Source organism: Marinobacter aromaticivorans (assembly GCF_002806975.1).
Taxonomy (GTDB): domain Bacteria; phylum Pseudomonadota; class Gammaproteobacteria; order Pseudomonadales; family Oleiphilaceae; genus Marinobacter; species Marinobacter aromaticivorans.
The window spans coordinates 56,633-75,010 of the sequence record NZ_NIHD01000002.1 but is presented as its reverse complement, the minus strand read 5'-3'; the positions used below and the strand labels follow the sequence as shown (position 1 = coordinate 75,010).

Sequence of the window (18,378 nt, the reverse complement as noted above, 5' to 3'; positions counted from 1 at the left end):
GCTCAATAGCCGGATTATCAAGTGGAGAACAGGCGTCATGTTGGAAAATTGCCGAAATGCCAGGGAGCGTTGGGGTGGCGTGAGCGAACTCATTGATCGCTGGCTCAGGGATCGTCAGGAGTTGCTGGTTCATTACTGCGATTTATCCGGAGAAAGCGACTTCTCCCAGACCGAAGCCCTGAAGCAGAAATTCGTGCGGCTGTGTGAAGCACTGGTGGACTACGTTTCTACCGGGCATTTTGAAATATACGAGCAGTTGGTACGGGAAGCCCGGGAATTCAACGATGGCGGGCTGGAGTTGGCGGCGAAGCTGTATCCCCGGATTGAGCAAACCACAGAAGTCGCCCTGAATTTCAATGATCAGCTGGATGGAAGCGAGTTGTCCGAAGATGATGTGAAAGCACTTTTTGAACAGCTCTCCCGCTTGGGTGAAACTCTGGAAAGCCGCTTCGAGATGGAAGATTTCCTGATTGAGCATTTGCACAATGTGCATGCAGACAAGGTGGCATCAGCCTGATCTGAGGCTGGCATAAAACAAAAAAAGCCTCATCCAGCGTTACCGCTGATGAGGCTTTTTCGATTTCAGGCGGGCTGAAATGGATTGACGGCCTTACTCGGAATCAGAGTTTTCTTCACTTTCATTTTTGCCCGGGTTGATGGCCAGCAGCTCCACATCAAAAACCAGCGTCTCGTTCGGGCCGATCGCGCGGTTACCGCCGGGGCCATAGGCCAGGTCTGAAGGAATGAACAGTTTGTAGCGGGCACCTTCACTCATCAGCTGCAGGCCTTCGGTCCAGCCGGGGATCACCTGGTTCAGGGCAAAGGTTACCGGCTCGCCGCGCTCGCGGGAGCTGTCGAATACCTCACCGGAAAGAAGTTCGCCGGTGTAGTGCACCTGCACCGTGTCGGTCGCGTCAGGCTGCTCACCATTGCCTTTTTCCAGGATTTCGTACTGGAGCCCGGATTCGGTTGTTTCAACACCGTCGCGCTCGGCGTTCTCGGCAAGGAAGGCTTCGCCGGCGTCCAGGTTTTTCTGTGCCAGCTCTTCCATCTGTTTGCCTTGCTCCTCCTGGAGTGTCTTCTGGTAATCCATCAGGGCCTGCTGGATTTCTTCCCGGCTCATGCGACGGTTTGCCTCGTCGCCGGCATGGCCGTGCTGAATACCTTGCAGAAACTGATCCATTTGCAGGTCTGGCAGGTCGTTGCCCATGCGCTCACCCAGCACCAGCCCCATGCCGTAGCTGACCTTCTGGTTGGTAGAGTCCAGTTCCGGATCCGCAGGGGTTTCAGGGGGGGTCGAGCAGCCGGCAACCAAACCGGTGATCGCCAGTGCAAGCAGCGTTTTTTTCATTACATCATCCTTTTGAGTCAGTAGGGAATGGGCCCCAGCCCACGTAATGTGTTTGTCAGGGGCAAAAGGTAACGGGTTCAGGGCGCAGATTCCACTGAACATCTGTTAAGACGGCAAAGATCGGCCTGCTGTAGCAAACACCTGGTCAACTCCCGTTACGCCCGGCGCTTGGGCCGAGGGAAAAGGGCGCCCTGTAGGGCGACTGCCAGTCGGTTTCCGGGTTGCTGAGCCTGGCAGGTGACTGGTTTTTATCCGGCCTTTCAATGGCAAGAGTGTTCCAGGGGCCGTGTTCCGGCGGCTGGTCCGCATAATGCCAGTTGCCGTCAGTGTCTTGCCATTTGAAAACAATCTCCGGCCCTTCGGTGGGAATCGGGGAGGGAACCAGGCCCTCAAACGCGGGTATTTCCGGCTCGGTTTCTTCGGCAACCGGTTCAGAGACCGGGGCCGGAACATTCAGGCCAAAAAACATCAGCAACAACAGCAGACCGAGAGCAGGAAACGAGAGCCGGACAAGCCATTTGATCATCATGCCGGTTGGTCTCCCGGATCAAGGGCGGAAAAAATGTCGCCCAGGGTGTTCAGGAGCGGCGTGGTGTCCTTGCCCGAATGAACGGCTGGTGCTGCAGCTGCAAGGTTGGACAGTATCAAAGTGTCTCCTGCATCCATGTTGCTGTGCTCCGGGTTGCGCGACATCAGATTTCTCCAAGCCAGAGCCAGCTCTATGCGCTCTGCTTCCAGCTCCAGGCTGGCCAGGGTGGAGCGCAGGGCTTTGTATGCTGCCTGCGCCTTTGGTATCGCCAGGCGAATCGTGCGGAGACTGCCGGTTACACGATCGCGCCACTCTGTTACCGTAGCGTCTTCAAACCCGGAATAGATCCTGCCGTTCAGCGCAAGCCAGCCGGCGCACAGGATTCGTGTTACGCTCCAGCCCTCGTTCTGGAGGGCCAGACAGGTTTCCTGCGCCAGCGAGTCCTGCCAGAATATCAGCGCGAACCGCCAGAGCGGGTTGTCGGGCTCCAGATTTTCCGGCAACACCATGGATTCCAACGCCAAAGCAGGAATGGTTTCCGGGTTGGATGGCATAAATGCTGAACCGTTCCTGACAATTTCACCATGATTATATAACAGCATGTTAACGATAACCGATCTCAGTTTACAACGGGGTGGCGTCTGGTTACTAGATTCCGTCACTCTTACTGTGCAAACGGGCCAGCGCGTGGCAATCGTGGGCGCCAATGGTGCCGGCAAATCCAGCCTGTTCCAGCTATTGCTGGGTCAGCTGGCGCCGGAGCAGGGCAGTGTGTCACTCCCTGGTGGTTGCCGCATTGCCCACATGGCCCAGGAAGTCGAGGCAACAGGGCGAAGCGCCCGTGATTTTGTTCTTGATGGCGATCCTGATCTGCGGCGGCTTGAGCAGGAACTGCAGAAAGCCGAGAGCCGGGGTGATGATAACGCGGTGGCACACATACACGGCGAACTGGATGTACACGAAGCCTGGTCCGCGCCGCGGCGAGCCGAATCCCTGCTCCGCGGGCTGGGTTTTCAGGACAGCGACGCAGACCGGCCTGTATCGGCGTTTTCCGGTGGCTGGCGCATCCGGCTGAACCTTGCGCAGGCATTGATGCGACCTTCAGACCTGCTGCTTCTGGATGAGCCCACCAACCACCTGGATCTTGATGCCTGCCTGTGGCTGGAAAACTGGTTGCGCCGCTACGGGGGTACTCTGCTGTTTATATCCCATGACCGGGACTTTATGGATCGGGTGGCCACCCATGTGGTGCACTTTGATAACCGTAAACTGGAGCTTTACACGGGCAACTACTCCGCCTTTGAAGGCCAGCGCAGCGAACGGCTGGCACAGCAGCAGGCAGGCTTCGAGCGTCAGCAGGCAAGAATCGCGGAAATCCAGCGTTTTATAGATCGTTTCAAGGCAAAGGCCACGAAAGCCCGTCAGGCCCAGAGCCGGGTGAAAGCGCTGGAACGGATGGAAAAGATTGCCCCTGCCCATATTGATTCACCGTTCAGCTTCGAATTTCCCATGGCCGACAAAGTGTCCAGCCCGTTGCTGTCCATCCGCCATGGCCGGGCCGGGCATGGTGACACGGTTATTCTCGACAACATCAATCTGACACTTTTGCCGGGCAGCCGTGTAGGCCTGCTGGGGCCAAACGGTGCGGGCAAATCCACCCTTATGGATGCGCTGCTTGGGCCTGGTGAGCACGGTGAAGCAAGCACGCTTATTGCAGGTGAGCGAACCTGTGGCGAGAACCTGGCAATCGGTTACTTTGCCCAGCACCAGCTGGAATCCCTGGATCTCGATGCCAGCCCTTTCCTGCACCTGCAGCGTTTGGCCCCCCGGGCTTCGGAGCAGAGCATTCGCAATTTCCTGGGCGGTTTCGATTTTCATGGCGACGAGGCTTTAAGCGCCATCCGCTCGTTTTCGGGAGGCGAAAAGGCCCGGGTAGCCCTGGCTGTCATTGCCTGGCAAAAGCCCAATCTTCTGTTGCTGGACGAACCGACCAACCATCTAGATCTGGAAATGCGCCAGGCTTTGACCATGGCACTACAGAACTTCGAGGGTGCTATTGTGGTGGTCTCCCACGACAGGCACCTGCTGAGGAATACTGTGGATGAGTTCTGGCTGGTCAATGATGGTGGCGTTACCGAATACCAGGGCGACCTTGAGGATTACGAGCGCTGGCTGGCAGATCGTCGAAAAGACGATACCGAGGCACCAAGGCGCCAGCCGACCGGCGCCAGAAACGGCGTTAACACAGCAGCGCTGGAATCAGAGGCTGCGGTGGGGGAGAGTGCTGAAGACAGGAAGGCACGCAAACGGGCGGAAGCTGCTCTGAGGCAGAAGCTGAGTCCGTACCGCAAGAAACAGGCGACCCTGGAAAAACAGATGGAGTCCTTGCATGAAACTCTGAGCGGCCTGGAAGCCGAGCTTGCCGACCCCGGCTTGTACAACGATGAATCGAAAAACCGGTTAAAAGAACTGCTGGGCAGGCAGTCTGAGGCAAAAGCCAGGCTGGAGGATGCAGAAGCGGAATGGCTGGATGTCAGTGAAACAGTAGAGGCCATGGAAGCAGAGCTGGCGGACTAGTGTCTTTAGTCTTTGGCTGGCACGTTAGCCCCCGGCCAGCTCGAGCACAATGTTCTGCCTCGCAAGGTAGTCCTGCTCGTTGATCAGATCGGCAAGAGTCAACGGGCGCTCATCAAACCAGCCTTCGGGAAACGTCAGCAAAAGACCATTTTCTCTTGGCTCCAGGGTAAATGCCGGTGGTGGCTCAAGGTTCCTGGAATGCTGGATCAGTACCGCAAGGCGCACCAGAACGCAGAGGCGCCGCACGCGCTCCACATCACCGGAGTGAATGCCGTCAAAGATAGAAGGCGTGAATTTGCGCCTGTGGCCCCGCACCAGGGCGGCCAGTTCCTGTTGCGCCTGCTGCGTAAAGCCCGCCATATCGGAGTACCGGAGCAAGTAGGCGCCGTGCTTATGATACTGGCTGTGGGATATGGTGAGACCGATTTCGTGCAGCCGGCAGGCCCAGCGTAAAACTTCCTCATCGGCAACCGTGTCCAGGTCCCAGGGGCCGGCAATCTGTTCCCAGGCGGCAATCGCAGTAGCCTCCACCGCTGCGCCCTGGCTTTGATCCACGTGATAGCGTTCTTGCAAAGCCGATATGCTGCGTTCCCGCACATCCTCATGCTGAATCCGCCCGACAATACCGTACAAAAGACCTTCCCTGAGTGCGCCTTCGGTAAAGGTCATATCCTGGATGTTCAGAGACTGGAACGCCCCCATCAGAATGGCGAAACCGGCAGGGAAGATGGTCTGCCGATCCGGGCGCAAACCCAGTTCCGCCAGTTTTTCCACGCTCCCCATGGCGATAAGGCGTCGGCGCAGTTCATCCATGGCACTCCAGGTGATCGTGCCATCGGTAATCTTGAGGGTTGCCAGCAGATTACTGACGGCCTTGATAGAGCCTGACGCCCCCACAGCGCTGTGCCAGCCCACGGAGCGGAAGCGCCGCTGGAGGCTCAGAAGCTCCTGTTCGGCATGAATAATCGCCTTGTCCATCTGTTTGCGGGTAATGCGGCCATCGGCAAAATACCGGTTACGGAAAGACACGCAGCCCATGTGCAGGCTTTCCAGCTCCTGTGGCTCAAACCGCTCGCCGATAATCAGCTCCGTGCTGCCACCACCAATATCAATCACCAGGCGCCGCCCGGCATCATCAGAAAGCGTGTGGGAAACCCCCAGATAGATCAGACGCGCTTCCTCCCGCCCGGCAATGACCTCCACGGGATAGCCAAGCACCTCCTCCGCCCGCGCGATAAACTCATTGGCATTACGAGCCACCCTGAGCGCATTGGTGCCTACGATCTGTACGCCTTCAGGCGGTGTACCGTTAAGGCGCTGGGCAAATCGCCGCAGGCAGTCAAGGCCGCGCTGCTGGGCCTCTTCGGTAAGGTAGTTCTCTGCATCAAGGCCGTCGCCCAGCTGAACCTTCTCGCCCATCTTTTCCATGGTGCGGATTTCACCCTGCACCAGCCGGGCCACAACCATATGAAAGCTGTTTGAGCCCATATCGATGGCTGCAAGCATATCCGGTGCAGCGGCAGTATTGTCGGCAGAAGAGGTGGCCGTCACGTTGATCAGAATCCTGTGCTGAGAGCGTGCGCGTACTATAAGCGATAACCCCGGGGTATGTCAGTCAATGCCCGACTTTGACAATAACAGATAGGTGGCCGAATTGACCGGGGTCAGAAGATTGCGGTTTCAAGCTGGTGTATCTACTGCTTCACATACGCGGGACCAATCGCGTAAAGTAGGCGCTAGCGTGATGGGGGTGAACGGCTGCCTCCCAGACAAGAGCGGCCTTCAGCAACAGTCAACTGCACATGCAGGCACCGGTGTAACTGCCGCAGGCCTGCTGTCGTGCATGAACCAGGAAAATGAAATGAGTGGAAATATCGTAAATGTAACGGACGCATCCTTCGAACAGGATGTACTTCAGTCGGACGTTCCGGTACTGGTGGATTACTGGGCGGAGTGGTGCGGCCCCTGCAAAATGATTGCGCCCGTACTGGAAGAAATCGCTGACGAATACGAAGGCAAACTGAAAGTCTGCAAACTCAACATTGACGAAAACGAGCAGACCCCGCCCAAGTTCAACATCCGTGGCATCCCGACGCTGATGCTGTTCAAAAACGGCAACGTCGACGCCACCAAGGTGGGCGCCCTGTCCAAATCCCAGCTTGCGGCATTCCTGGACAGCAACCTCTGACTGCATCCTGATTGCCTGAAAACCGCCCCGGGGCCATGCTCCTGGGCGGTTTTTTTGTCTAAGCAAACTTTCGTCTGCGCAACCAGGCCGCCCGAACTGTCTCTGACGCCACTCCGGCCAGAAGCCCGAAAAACGGGTCAGCCCACACGGTTACCACGGCTGTTATGGCGATAACAGGCCAACAGGAGGGTTTCGCCGTCCACAGGCGCCTGGACAAGGCAAGTTCGGCTGCCGCCACGAACAACAGCGCCCCGAGGCCTGCCATCGGAATTGCCGCAATCATTGCAAGCCCGCCTGGCACGAAAGCAATCAGGAGCAAACCTGTTCCCAGCAGAATCGGCGCCATACCGGTACGGGCGCCAAAGCGGTGATGTGCCGCGACGCCACCTGCGCCATGGCACATGGGCAAAGCGCCGAGGGGAACCAGAAAAAGATTGGCCAGGCCGGTGGACACCGATAACCGGGCGGGCGTAACGCGTTGGGATTGCTCGCCGAAGTAATCCCCTACCACCAGTGCCGTCAGAACGATGGCGTTGGTAAGTGTCAGAGCCAGCTGGGGTAAGACCAGCGTTGAGAGCCCTTGCTGCCAATCTTCAAAACCTGGTAATTCAGGCAATAAAACTGCAAGCGAGTCGGCAGCGGGAAGCACGAGCCCCTGAGCCCCCAGAAAACTACCCAGTGCAACAGAGCCGATAAGGCCGATCAACGCTGCCGGCCAATGCGGAAACAGCTTCAGGGTAATACCCAGTAACGCCAGAGTGACAATACCCAGGGGCAGGGCCGTGGCCATCAGGCCGATGCTCATCTGTGCCAGCATCAGCCCCAGACCCAGCTGAAGGCCACTTAACACGGAGCGAGGTATCAGACGGGCTGCCCCGTTAATCCATCCGGTCAGGCCCAGAAGCAACAATATGCCCCCGATCAGAACACCACTGGCGACCAGGCTCTGGGAGCTCACCTGGGTGGTCAGCAACAATGCCGCAACCGCTTTCATGGGCTGCACCGGTACCGGCAGGCGGTAATACAGCCCCGTTGCAATGTAGAATATGGCAAACCCCAGCAGCACCGGTAGCGGTGCCAGGCCCGCCAGCCCGACAGCCCCGAGACCCAGCGGAATCAGGGTGCCAAGATCACCCAGGGCGCCGCTGGCATCCCTCATCAGTTTTTTTTGCACGGAAGGCATGATTTATCCGCCTGTTTGTTGTTATTGGTGCTGTTCAAGCATTATAGACGACTTTCCCCAGCTCACTGATGTCGTAACCACTGAGCGCTTCGGCGCGCTGTATAAAGCGCTCGCTACGGGCAAATGCCAGCAAACGTTGCATCGCCGATTCAAAATAATGACGCCGGCGCATCGCAAGATCAAAGTGCTCCTGTTGCAGGGGAATAAAAGCCAACCCCTGGCGCCGCGCGGCAGCTTCGATCCCTACACCGATGTCCGCCTCGCCCTGGCGGATGGCCAAAGCCAGATCGTCCTCACTGAGTGATGGGTGAGGTGCCCATGTAAGTTGTTGGGCATCAATGCGATGGCGAGCCAGCAAGCTTTGCAGTAAATGGCTGACGCCCGCGTCCGGCTGGCGATGGGCAACACGTATGCCGGGGCGTGCGATATCCTCAAGCCGTTCAATCCCATGTGGATTACCGGCCGCCAACAGGAGCCCCTGCTGGCGCTTTGCCCAGCGAATCAGCACCAGGTCGCGCATCCCGCTCAGGCCCAGCGTATCTGGGTCGTTGTAGCTCTGGCTTTCAGCATGCCAGATATGCATGCCTGCGAGCATGGCCCGGCCGTCCACCAGCCTTTGTACGCCATCCCCACTTCCCTGACACAACAAAGCCAGCTCAGCGCCGCTTTCCTTTAACGCCCATTCCAGCAACGGATCCTGGCTGCCTGCCAGAACCGGGGGAATGGGCGAGCTCACCGCATCGTCACCTTCCAGATGATTCATCAGCCACAAATCAATACGCTGGCGTGGAAACAAGAGCTTCCCTGTTACCCGCACACAGGGAATAACGCCCTGACTGACCAGGTCGTAGACCTTGCGTTCTTTCAGGCGCAGGTACTGGGCAGCTTCAGCCGTGGTGAGGTAGGCGGGAAGGGGCATCAATCTCTCCTGCAGGGCGAATAAAGCACAAGACTGTTCTGAGCTGCATATTTTTCAACAGATTGTGCAAAGCGTAGCCATAAACGCGAGGATGCTCAATATCAAGGAGACGCAGCTGTGGAAAATAATGCGTTTTACGTGGCGTTGACGCTACTGTTAAATCTCGACGCTTCGCTGTTTCAGATCGTGGCACTCTCACTCCAGGTTTCGCTTCTCGCGGTACTGATTGCGGCGTTGCTGGGTTTCCCTTTGGGTGCGGCGGTGGCGATATGGCGCTTCCCCGGGCGCGGCGGAATGACTGTCGTGCTCAACGCCCTGATGGGCCTGCCTCCGGTGGTGGCGGGGCTTGTGGTGTATTTGCTGCTTTCGCGCGCGGGCCCGCTGGGAGAGTGGGGGCTGTTGTTTACACCCGGCGCCATGATACTTGCGCAGGTGGTGCTGGTATTGCCGATTCTGGCCGCACTGTCGCGGCAGAAGGTAGAGGAGCTTCTGGGTGAATACCGGGAACAGTTTGTTTCACTGGGCATGTCAAGCTCACGCATGATGCCCACCCTGTTGTGGGATGCGCGCTTTGCGCTGTTAACCGTTCTGCTTGCCGGCTTTGGCCGCGCCAGTGCCGAGGTGGGTGCTGTGATGATGGTAGGCGGCAACATTGATGGGGTTACGCGGGTAATGACCACATCCATCGTACTGGAAACCGGCAAGGGGAACCTGCCTCTTGCACTGGGTCTGGGCATTGTACTGCTCACACTGGTGATGCTGATTAACGCCGGTGCGTACCTGGTGGGTGAATTGACCAGGAGGCGGGTAGGGTGACTTCCTTCCACGTTCCACAGCTCGCGTCGTTCATCCTGTCTCCGCCACCGGAGCTGTGCTTTGCTGATGTCACCTTCAGCCACGAGGACAAGGTGCTGCTGGGGCCGTGCTCGTTCACCCTGCAGGGCCCCGGTCCCACGCTTGTGATGGGGCCTAACGGCGCCGGTAAGAGTCTTCTGTTGCGGCTGTCCCACGGCCTGCTGTTCCCGACACAGGGGCGCATAACCTGGTCAGGTGAGGTTTGCCCCCGCCAGGCAATGGTATTTCAGCACCCCGTGCTCTTGCGCCGCTCGGCCGTTGCCAACCTTATTCACGCCCTGGCGGTCAATAACGTGCCGCGCAGAGCGCGCGTAAAGCTGGCTCACGATGCGCTGGAGCGTTTCGGTCTCACCGCCTGCTGTAATACACCTGCGCGGGTACTTTCTGGCGGTGAGCAACAGCGCCTGGCTCTGGCCCGGGCCTGGGTGCTCTCGCCGCAGGTGCTGTTTCTGGATGAGCCCACCTCCGCGCTGGACCCGGCGGCGATTAAAGCTGTGGAGGCGGCGGTGCAAGAGTTTCATCAGCGGGGAACCCGCATTGTGATGACCACTCACGATCTGCATCAGGCAAAGCGGCTGGCAGGGGATATACTTTTCCTGTCGGGCGGTAAGGTGCGTGAACACACTCCAGCTGAAATTTTCTTTGACAGGCCCGTCTCGCGGGAGGCGCAGGCGTATATCGCAGGAGAACTGGTCGAATAATTCGGCTTTTCTATAAAAAAGGAGAAAACAAGATGAAAAAGGCGCTAAATCTGTTACTCGCGGGTGTGGTCAGCATGGGCATGGCATTCGCCGCGTGTGCCGAGGACTACATTACCCTGGCATCCACCACATCGACCGAGAATTCGGGGTTATTCGCATCCATTTTGCCGAAGTTCAAAGACACCACAGGTATCCAGGTTCGAGTGGTGGCCGTGGGCACGGGCCAGGCATTTGAAATCGCCCGCCGCGGTGACGCTGACAGCCTTCTGGTACACGACACTGCCGGCGAAAAGCGTTTTGTCGAGAACGGCTTCGCCACCGAGCGGGCCGATGTCATGTACAACGACTTCGTGTTGATTGGCCCCGCTGATGACCCTGCCAACATCCGTGAAGCGCAGAGCGCCGCTGAAGCCTTCGCGGCGATCGCCGATGCCGAGGCGCCGTTCGCGTCACGTGGCGATGACAGCGGCACCAACCGCGCTGAGCTGCGACTCTGGAAGAACGCGGGCGTTGATGACCCCGATGGCGACTGGTACCGCGAACTCGGCAGCGGCATGGGGCCAACGCTCAACACTGCCGCAGCCATGGATGCCTACGTCATGTCGGACCGCGCCACCTGGGTGGCCTTTGGAAACCGTCAGAACCTGACTCTGCTTTTCGAAGGTGACGAAGTGTTATTCAACCAGTATGGCAGCTTGCTGATGTCTGAAGAGAAGCATCCGCACCTCAAGCATGATCTGGCCCGGAAGTGGCACAACTGGCTGCTCTCCGAAGATGGCCAGCAGGCGATTGCGGACTTCAAGGTGAACGGACAGCAGCTGTTTTTCCCGAATGCCAAATAGGCTAATCTCTGGCATTATCGGTATACATTCCATTCGGCGCCGTCCCTGAGACGGCTATAACAAAAATGACGATTGATCTCATACTTCCAGATCCCAAAGACCCGCGTCTGTCCCGTGTGGTGGAGGGTGTTGATGAAAACGGCCAGGGCAAATCAACCAGCGTGATCGAAGAACGCCCTCTGACCATCTACCTGAACAGCCAGGAAATTGTCACGGCCATGACCATCGGCGATCACCCGGAGTATCTGGCGCTCGGCTTTTTGCTGAACCAGGGCATGCTGAAAGAGAGCGATCGGATTACCGGGATCGATTTTGATGAAGAGCTTGAGGTCGCCGTGGTGCGCACGGCGGGCGTTACCGATGTGGAGGACAAGCTGGAAAAGAAAACCCGCACGTCGGGCTGCGCCGTGGGCACGGTCTTTGGCGACATGATGGCGGGGCTCGAAGGGTTGTCGCTGCCGGACACCCCGGTGCACACCAGTACTTTTTACGATCTCTCCTACCAGATCAACCACACACCCAGCCTGTATATGGAAACCGGCGCCATTCACGGCACGGCCCTGTGCCAGGGCCGACAGATCCTGGCCTATATGGAAGATGTGGGGCGTCACAACGCGGTGGACAAAATCGCAGGCTGGATGCATCTTAATGGCATTCCCGCGGCCGACAAGGTTCTCTATACCACCGGGCGCCTGACCTCCGAAATGGTCATCAAAACCTCGCTAATGGGTATTCCGACCCTGATCAGCCGGTCAGGCTTTACCGCCTGGGGTGTCGATATTGCCCGTCAGGTGGGGTTGACACTGATCGGGCGGATGCGAGGTAAAAAATTCACCTGCCTGAGCGGCCAGCATCGTCTGGTGTTTGATCAGGACTTGTCGCAGGTACCGGATGAAGACAAGAAAATGCGGCGAAAGGGGGCGGAACATGGCTGAATGCGCCGTTATTCTGGCCGGTGGCCAGGCAAACCGGATGGGCGGAGGCGACAAGGGGCGGTTAGTGCTGGGCGATCAGTCGCTGATCCAGAGAGTGATTGAGCGGATCACGCCACAGGTAGACGCGCTGGTTTTGAATGCTAACGGGGATATGAGTCGTTTTGATGATCTGAGGCTGCCCGTGGTCGCCGACTCGATCGGTGACTTTCCGGGCCCGCTGGCGGGTGTTCTGGCGGGAATGGACTGGGCCGCCGAACAGGGTTACGAATGGCTGATCAGTGTCGCCGCCGACACCCCGTTTTTTCCCCTGGACCTGGCGGAGCGCCTGGCCAGGCATGATACCCCGGTAGTCCTGGCGGCCACGCCGGACCCCGTCCGTGGTCGGTTACCTCAACCCACCTTTGGCCGATGGCAGGTGGCGTTGCGGGATGATCTTCGGGCCGCCCTGAACGATGGTGTACGCAAAATCCGGCAGTGGACGCAAGCCCAGGGCGAAACACTGGTGGTGTTCGACGAAGGCGATTTTTTCAACATCAATACGCCAGAGGATCTGGCCTGGGCGGAGCGGCATCTCAAGTGAACGTTATAGGCATTGTAGGCTGGAAGAATTCGGGAAAAACGACTCTGGCCTGTGCAGTGATTCGCGAGTTATCCAGCAGAGGGTTTACGGTCAATTCAATCAAGCATGCCCATCACATGGTCGATGTGGATCAGCCCGGCACCGACAGCTACAAACACCGTGATGCCGGCGCCCGTGAGGTCATACTGGCGGGCGGTCAGCGTTTCGCAATTATGCATGAGCTCAGGGGCGACAAAGAGCCGACGCTGGATGCACTGCTGGACCGGCTGGGCCCCTGTGACTGGGTTGTGGTGGAGGGATTCAAGACACACTCGCACCCCAAAATCGAGGTACACCGCCGGGAAAGCCCGGGTACGCCCCTTTTTAAAGAAGACGCCAGCATTGTGGCTGTCGCCGCGGATTACGCTGCCGATTTTCAGGGCCCCGTCCTTGACGTAAACGATGTGCCCGCCATTGCAGACTTTATTCTGAACCGTGAAAAATCATCGACGACAGCACCGGGAGCGAAAGAACTATGAGTATGCTTCGCAACGACTGTTTTGCACTCCCCCCCGGAGTTAACTGGACACCGGTCGAAGAGGCGCTGGAGCGGCTGCGCTCGCGCTTGCACCCAGTCGTTGATGTGCAGCGCTCCGTTCCTCTGGCCCAGGTCAATGGCCGCATTCTGGCGAGTGACGTCCATGCGCCGCGAGCCCATCCCCCAAGTGATAATTCCGCGGTCGATGGCTATGCTTTTGCCGGGCCTCTGACGGTCGTGCCCAGCATCCTGCCTCTGGTGGATGGCCGCAGCGCCGCCGGGGAACCGTATATGGGGCGGGTGCCGGAGGGCCATGCCATACGGATTCTGACCGGCGCGGTCATTCCGGCCGGCACGGATACGGTCGTCCTGGAGGAAGACTGCGAAGTCAAGGATGGCCAGTTGCACCTGAACGGCACCTTGAAAGCCGGCGCCAATGCCCGTAAAGCCGGTGAAGACATCAAGGTGCAGGACAGGATTCTTACTGCAGGAACCTGTCTGAGCCCGACCCAGATTTCAGTGCTCGCCAGTGTGGGGGTCGAGTCAGTCGATGTGTATAAGCGGCTGCGGGTCGGGGTTCTTTCTACCGGTGATGAGGTAAAGCCGGTTGGTGCTCCGGTTACCGATTGGCAGATCTACGACGCCAATCGCCCAATGCTGGGTGCTCTGGTCACACAGCTTGGCTATGAGTTGGTTGACCTTGGCCATGTGCTTGACCGCCCGGAAGAGGTGAAAGCCGCGCTGCTGCGAGGAGCGGAAGAGTGCGATCTTATCCTGACCAGCGGTGGCGTGTCTGCCGGTGACGAAGACCGTGTTTCTGAAACGTTGAAAGAGCACGGGGAGATCAGTAACTGGCGTATTGCTATCAAGCCGGGGCGGCCTCTCGCTCTGGCCATGTTCCATGGAACGCCGGTAGTGGGCTTGCCGGGCAACCCGGTGGCCGCCTGGGTTTGTGCCCTGCGGTTTGGCGCACCGGCAATGGCGTTATTGGCCGGGGGTGAGTGGTTCGAGCCCCAGGGTTATCTTGTGCCGGCAAACTTTTCGAAGAACAAAAAACCGGGGCGCAGCGAGATGCTGCGGGCCCGGATCCGGGAAGGGCAGGTTGAGGTATTCGGTTCCGAAGGCTCCGGGCGGGTGACCGGCCTGGCCTGGTCCGATGGTCTGGTGGAGCTGGATGAGGCCGCCATGCAAATCGAGCCGGGAACCCCTGTAAGGTTTATTCCCTACGGCAGTTTCGGGTTGTAATCAATCTACGCTGCCATGGACCGCAAATGCCTCGAGTGAGGCATCCTGCGGCGCCTGGGAGCGGTAGGTTTCCTCAACGCCCAGCTCGGTCAGCGTGCGGCTGACCATCAGCAGTGTGTTGTCCTCGAAGTCCTCACACATGCTGCGCATCTGGTCGATCTCCTCACAGGCAACCGGGTAAGCAGCTTCGAAATCCGGCGCGCCATAGTGGTCGACAAACGTTTGTGCGAGGGTTCTACGTAACTGCTCCAGTTCCGCGTGGGTGATATTGCATACGCCAACGAAACTGGCACGACCGCCAGACTCAATGCTATACCAGCCATTACTGAACGCCTGGCGGGCTTTCCCTTTCAGGTCCGCTTCGGTCCAGTTGGAAAACTCGAAGCCGCCGGAGATCGCCCATTCGCCGCTGGGCGCAGGCTTTTCGAATACATTTTCGTCCGATATATCCAGTTGCAAGGTTCTGGCCAGCTTCATACGTGCTCCGCGAATTCAATCAGGCTCACTGTTTCGGTCATGACATCCTGACGCAACAGCATCCGGCCTTTTTCATCCAGGCCAACAAAGATGCCCGGCCGGGGGCGCTCGACCATCTTGCCCAGCGTGTCGCAGCGTGGCCGCCAGTCGTTGTGCACCCGCTCAAAGCCACTGTCCATAAAATAGGTCAGCCACAGGAGCGTGTGCTTGGACCAGCTCTCCAGCAAGGCCATGGGCGTAATATCAACGCAGCCTTCCTCGTACAGACAGGTCTCATTCGGATTCTCTCCAGGCTCGTTGACGTCCTGGCAGAAAGGCACGCTGATGCCGATGACCAGCCAGTTTGGGTGCGCCTTGGGGTCCGAAACATCCGCTGCGAACCGAACGCTGCCGCACAGAGCACCATTGACCTTGATTCGATCCGGCCATTGAAAGTGCACCGGCACTTCGGGTGGAGCCAGGGCGCCCAGACTCTCGGCAAGGCCTATCTGGGCAACGTATACCGCCTGAACGGCCTCTTCCAGAGGCGTTTCCGGCGCCAGCACCAGAGCTGCGCGCAAGGCGTCGTCCGCCTCGGAGTAGAACACCGTGCCTGAATCAACACCCGCGATGGCCCGGCTGACCGCCTTGTCAAAAGGGTCGGTATGCCTCGGCACCACTTCTCCGGTCAGTAATGGTGGAAACAGGGGTGACTCGATCATTGGACAGCCCGGGCGTATACGTCGGAGGCAACGATTTCATCGGCGATACGCTGGAAAGCCTGCGCCTGAGGGCTGTCAGGCTTGGATACCACAATCGGGACGCCACCGTCCGAACCGATTCGGATATCGAGATCCAGCGGAATCTCCCCGAGGAAAGGCGCACCCAGTTTTTCGGCTTCCGCCCGCGCACCACCATGTCCGAACGGATGGTGCTCTTTACCGCAACCATCGCAGATGAAGGAGGCCATGTTTTCGATCAAACCAAACAGTGGCACGTCCATACGCTTGAACATATCAATACCCTTACGGGCGTCCATCAACGCTATGTCCTGGGGTGTTGAGACCACAACCGCACCGGCAACGAAAAATTTCTGGCTCAGGGTCATCTGAACATCGCCGGTACCCGGCGGCAGATCCACCAGCAGCACATCGAGCCGCCCCCACTCCACTTGGTTCATCATCTGTTGCAGCGCACCCATCAACATGGGCCCGCGCCAGACAATGGCTTCATCTTCCGGCGCCATAAGCCCCAGGGACATCAACGTAACCCCATGGTTTCTCAGCGGCAGAATGGTACTTCCATCCGGGCTGGAAGGGCGGCCGGACACACCCAGCATGCGGGGCTGGCTGGGGCCGTAAACGTCGGCGTCCAGCAAACCAACCTTGAGACCTTTCGAGGCCAGCGCAACGGCCAGATTGGACGACACTGTGGATTTGCCAACGCCACCCTTGCCTGAAGCAATGGCGATGATGCGATCAACGCCTCTGGGATTTTTGTCCTGAGGCCGGGGGGCGTCCGTTCCAATCAGATTCGGTTTTTTACCAACTTCGGTGTACTCGACCATGGTGTGTCCCGTTGTTTTCAGCTGTCCAGATAGTCATCACTGGTGCGGACCCGAGGCCTGTCGCCGCCCGCCATAGGCGCGCTTTCCCCGTGGAACTGGGCCTTGACCCGGCAGTCGTCACACATCTTGATGAGCTGAACATTGTCAGAATTCTTGTACATCCAGTGCTGGTTTTCCAGCTTCTCGATGATTCGGTTAATGGTGCTGGCAACACCAAACGGAGTGCCACATGTAATGCACTCGAAAGGCTCCTCGCCATGCAGAACCCGGGGGCTTAGCGCAGCTTTGGACACATCCAGCTGAGGTTTCAGGGTGATGGCCGTTTCGGGGCAGGTGCTGTCACAGATGCCGCACTGAACGCAGGCATTTTCCGTAAACTGAACCTCCGGCCGGCCTCCGTGATCGCCAAGGGCGCCGGTCGGGCACAGTGATACGCAGGCCAGGCAAAGCGTGCATTTATCGGAATCAATCTCTATCGCACCATAAGGGGCGCCGGCAGGGAGCGGAATCGGCTCGTCGATTGTGTCGGACATGGCGGCAACGGTTACCCGTGTGATGTCACGGCGACCACCGACCAGCAGCACCGGTTCGCTCACGCGCCCGGTATTGTCGCCCGGATTACAGAGCTCAATGGCGGAAATAACCCGCACCCGGCTCGGCGAGTTGTGGGTGCCCTGAAGCAGGGCCTGGGCCAGTTCAACTTCCGCAGCCACCATGCGTTCATCCAGCTTGTTGTCTGCCAGAATCAGAACCTCGGCATAGCCGGCGCCGAATGCCGCCATTATTTCAGCATGGCCAACCCGGTCAATGTGCTCCAGCCCAATCGGAAGCAGATCGTCCGCCAATCCGTCATCGTATCGCGCCAGGTAGGCTATGGCTTCGGCACCCGCACCCAGGGTGTGGAACACCAGGCGCGGAGATTCGCTGGTATGTTCCCGATAGACCCTGGCCATCACCTCCGCCACTTTGGTGATTGCTTCGAACGAGGTTTCGTTCATAGTGATCGCGGATGTGGGGCATACGGCCGTACAAGCTCCGCAGCCGGCGCAAATATCCGAATCGATCTGGATATGATCCCCGGCAGAAAAAATGGCCTCGGTGCAGCAGACATCCAGGCAGCGTGTACAACCGGGCTTGCTGGCACGGGAGTGGGCACACAGGGATTCTTCCAGCCTGAAATAGACGGTTTTCTCGAATTCACCCACCCGTTCCCGGGCCGTCAAAGCAATACGCTCCAGTTCGCCGGTCTTCTTCGGGTCAGCCCAGAAATAGCCGTTGCGTTTCTCGTGGCTCGGAAATGCCGGGGCGCCTCCTCGCAGGTCGATAAACACATCGCATTCGCTGCGGGCGGTGGGCTTTGCTGCGCCATAACCCAGCTCACCCCGTCCGGCCGGATTCAGGGTTTGCAGGTTGGCAAATTCCAGCTTGAAGTTGCCAAGCGCGCCGTAGGCACTCGTCAGCTGCCCCTTGGCAACATCGTAAGCAGCAGAGGGCAGTTGAATCGGGCCGGCATCATTAACAATACAGGTGACGCCCAACTCATCCTGAACCAGTTCGGCCATTCTGATGGCCTGCTCGGTGGGGCCGACAATACAGCAGACGCCGCTGGATTGAATGGTTTTCGTCGGTGCCATGGGGGCCGGCAACTGGGCAGCAGCAATCAGCGCGGCCTGCTTGGCATGCTGGCGCTCCGGCCTGGCATCGGGAGCGCTCCAGCCAGCCCTGTCCCGAATATCAATAGTATGGAAAGGCGCAGCGTGCCTGTTCTCGGCGTATAGGTCCTCGGACAAGCGTTCGAACAAAGCCGACTGCTGGCTGCACGCAATAAGCACTTCATTGTCTGCGCCCAGATGTTCAGCGGCGACGCTCAGTTCCGTGCCGCACAGTTGATCCACTGCGATCACCTGTGCAGCTGCGGCGGCTTTCTGCAGCG

Annotated in this window: 20 protein-coding genes; 10 read left to right on the top strand and 10 right to left on the bottom strand. The window is 58.5% G+C overall.

What is annotated here, in order from left to right; genetic code table 11:
* Window positions 1-37: 37 nt before the first annotated feature.
* Window positions 38-517: a sigma D regulator gene (gene rsd, locus CDH48_RS03160; RefSeq protein WP_100687283.1), complete on the top strand. Its 480-nt coding sequence runs from the start codon at window positions 38-40 to the stop codon at window positions 515-517.
* A 93-nt stretch (window positions 518-610) separates the two neighbouring features.
* On the opposite strand, the gene CDH48_RS03155 is transcribed toward rsd, so the two are convergent.
* The 3 genes from CDH48_RS03155 to CDH48_RS03145 all read right to left on the bottom strand — a co-directional run bounded on the left by CDH48_RS03155 (window position 611) and on the right by CDH48_RS03145 (window position 2,434).
* A complete protein-coding gene (locus tag CDH48_RS03155; RefSeq protein ID WP_100687282.1) occupies window positions 611-1,351 on the bottom strand; it encodes an FKBP-type peptidyl-prolyl cis-trans isomerase in 741 nt (246 codons plus the stop codon).
* A 145-nt stretch (window positions 1,352-1,496) separates the two neighbouring features.
* Window positions 1,497-1,880 (bottom strand): DUF4124 domain-containing protein, encoded by a 384-nt coding sequence (locus CDH48_RS03150; RefSeq protein WP_100687281.1) that lies wholly within the window; start codon window positions 1,878-1,880, stop codon window positions 1,497-1,499.
* On the bottom strand, window positions 1,877-2,434 hold the full coding sequence (locus CDH48_RS03145) for a DUF2390 domain-containing protein (RefSeq protein ID WP_100687280.1): 558 nt from the start codon (window positions 2,432-2,434) through the stop codon (window positions 1,877-1,879). Before CDH48_RS03145 ends, CDH48_RS03150 begins: the two co-directional genes overlap by 4 nt.
* A 46-nt stretch (window positions 2,435-2,480) precedes the next feature.
* Here CDH48_RS03145 and CDH48_RS03140 point away from each other — a divergent pair, with 46 nt between their 5' ends.
* Entirely contained in the window at window positions 2,481-4,457 is a 1,977-nt protein-coding gene (locus CDH48_RS03140) for an ATP-binding cassette domain-containing protein (protein ID WP_100687279.1), read from the top strand.
* A gap of 24 nt (window positions 4,458-4,481) precedes the next feature.
* Here CDH48_RS03140 and ppx read toward each other — a convergent pair whose 3' ends face one another.
* Entirely contained in the window at window positions 4,482-6,008 is a 1,527-nt protein-coding gene (gene ppx / locus CDH48_RS03135) for an exopolyphosphatase (protein WP_100687278.1), read from the bottom strand.
* A 310-nt stretch (window positions 6,009-6,318) separates the two neighbouring features.
* On the opposite strand from ppx, the gene trxA reads away from it, so the two are divergent.
* Complete coding sequence (gene trxA / locus CDH48_RS03130) at window positions 6,319-6,645, top strand: thioredoxin TrxA (protein WP_100687646.1); 327 nt, start codon at window positions 6,319-6,321, stop codon at window positions 6,643-6,645.
* 58 nt (window positions 6,646-6,703) lie between these two features.
* On the opposite strand, the gene CDH48_RS03125 is transcribed toward trxA, so the two are convergent.
* Together CDH48_RS03125 and CDH48_RS03120 are read right to left on the bottom strand one after the other, a co-directional pair.
* Window positions 6,704-7,828, bottom strand: a complete 1,125-nt coding sequence (locus CDH48_RS03125) for a putative sulfate/molybdate transporter (RefSeq protein WP_100687277.1) — start codon at window positions 7,826-7,828, stop codon at window positions 6,704-6,706.
* Window positions 7,829-7,862: 34 nt separating this feature from the next.
* Window positions 7,863-8,747: a helix-turn-helix transcriptional regulator gene (locus tag CDH48_RS03120; RefSeq protein ID WP_100687276.1), complete on the bottom strand. Its 885-nt coding sequence runs from the start codon at window positions 8,745-8,747 to the stop codon at window positions 7,863-7,865.
* A 117-nt stretch (window positions 8,748-8,864) separates the two neighbouring features.
* On the opposite strand from CDH48_RS03120, the gene CDH48_RS03115 reads away from it, so the two are divergent.
* The 7 genes from CDH48_RS03115 (at window position 8,865) to CDH48_RS03085 (ending at window position 14,422) form a co-directional block, all read left to right on the top strand.
* Window positions 8,865-9,563 carry an ABC transporter permease gene (locus CDH48_RS03115; RefSeq protein WP_100687275.1) on the top strand — a complete coding sequence of 233 codons (699 nt, stop codon included), beginning with the start codon at window positions 8,865-8,867 and terminating at the stop codon, window positions 9,561-9,563.
* Window positions 9,560-10,303, top strand: coding sequence for an ATP-binding cassette domain-containing protein (locus CDH48_RS03110; RefSeq protein ID WP_100687274.1), 744 nt, complete (start codon window positions 9,560-9,562; stop codon window positions 10,301-10,303). Before CDH48_RS03115 ends, CDH48_RS03110 begins: the two co-directional genes overlap by 4 nt.
* A 32-nt stretch (window positions 10,304-10,335) precedes the next feature.
* Entirely contained in the window at window positions 10,336-11,145 is an 810-nt protein-coding gene (locus tag CDH48_RS03105) for a substrate-binding domain-containing protein (RefSeq protein WP_100687273.1), read from the top strand.
* A 65-nt stretch (window positions 11,146-11,210) separates the two neighbouring features.
* Window positions 11,211-12,080 carry a formate dehydrogenase accessory sulfurtransferase FdhD gene (locus CDH48_RS03100; protein ID WP_100687272.1) on the top strand — a complete coding sequence of 290 codons (870 nt, stop codon included), beginning with the start codon at window positions 11,211-11,213 and terminating at the stop codon, window positions 12,078-12,080.
* The gene (gene mobA / locus CDH48_RS03095) at window positions 12,073-12,660 is read left to right on the top strand and encodes a molybdenum cofactor guanylyltransferase MobA (RefSeq protein WP_100687271.1); all 588 of its coding nucleotides are present in this window, start codon (window positions 12,073-12,075) and stop codon (window positions 12,658-12,660) included. The genes CDH48_RS03100 and mobA overlap by 8 nt, the downstream gene beginning before the upstream one ends.
* Window positions 12,657-13,178, top strand: coding sequence for a molybdopterin-guanine dinucleotide biosynthesis protein B (gene mobB / locus CDH48_RS03090; protein WP_100687270.1), 522 nt, complete (start codon window positions 12,657-12,659; stop codon window positions 13,176-13,178). The genes mobA and mobB overlap by 4 nt, the downstream gene beginning before the upstream one ends.
* On the top strand, window positions 13,175-14,422 hold the full coding sequence (locus CDH48_RS03085) for a molybdopterin-binding protein (RefSeq protein ID WP_100687269.1): 1,248 nt from the start codon (window positions 13,175-13,177) through the stop codon (window positions 14,420-14,422). Before mobB ends, CDH48_RS03085 begins: the two co-directional genes overlap by 4 nt.
* On the opposite strand, the gene CDH48_RS03080 is transcribed toward CDH48_RS03085, so the two are convergent.
* From CDH48_RS03080 to CDH48_RS03065, 4 genes are read right to left on the bottom strand one after another with little or no spacing between them, the layout of a single operon-like run.
* Window positions 14,423-14,899: a DUF6505 family protein gene (locus CDH48_RS03080; RefSeq protein WP_100687268.1), complete on the bottom strand. Its 477-nt coding sequence runs from the start codon at window positions 14,897-14,899 to the stop codon at window positions 14,423-14,425.
* A complete protein-coding gene (locus tag CDH48_RS03075) occupies window positions 14,896-15,600 on the bottom strand; it encodes a biotin/lipoate--protein ligase family protein (RefSeq protein ID WP_100687267.1) in 705 nt (234 codons plus the stop codon). The genes CDH48_RS03080 and CDH48_RS03075 overlap by 4 nt, the downstream gene beginning before the upstream one ends.
* On the bottom strand, window positions 15,597-16,445 hold the full coding sequence (locus CDH48_RS03070; protein WP_100687266.1) for an Mrp/NBP35 family ATP-binding protein: 849 nt from the start codon (window positions 16,443-16,445) through the stop codon (window positions 15,597-15,599). Before CDH48_RS03070 ends, CDH48_RS03075 begins: the two co-directional genes overlap by 4 nt.
* A 17-nt stretch (window positions 16,446-16,462) precedes the next feature.
* Complete coding sequence (locus CDH48_RS03065; RefSeq protein WP_227520918.1) at window positions 16,463-18,340, bottom strand: 4Fe-4S binding protein; 1,878 nt, start codon at window positions 18,338-18,340, stop codon at window positions 16,463-16,465.
* Window positions 18,341-18,378 lie beyond the last annotated feature (38 nt).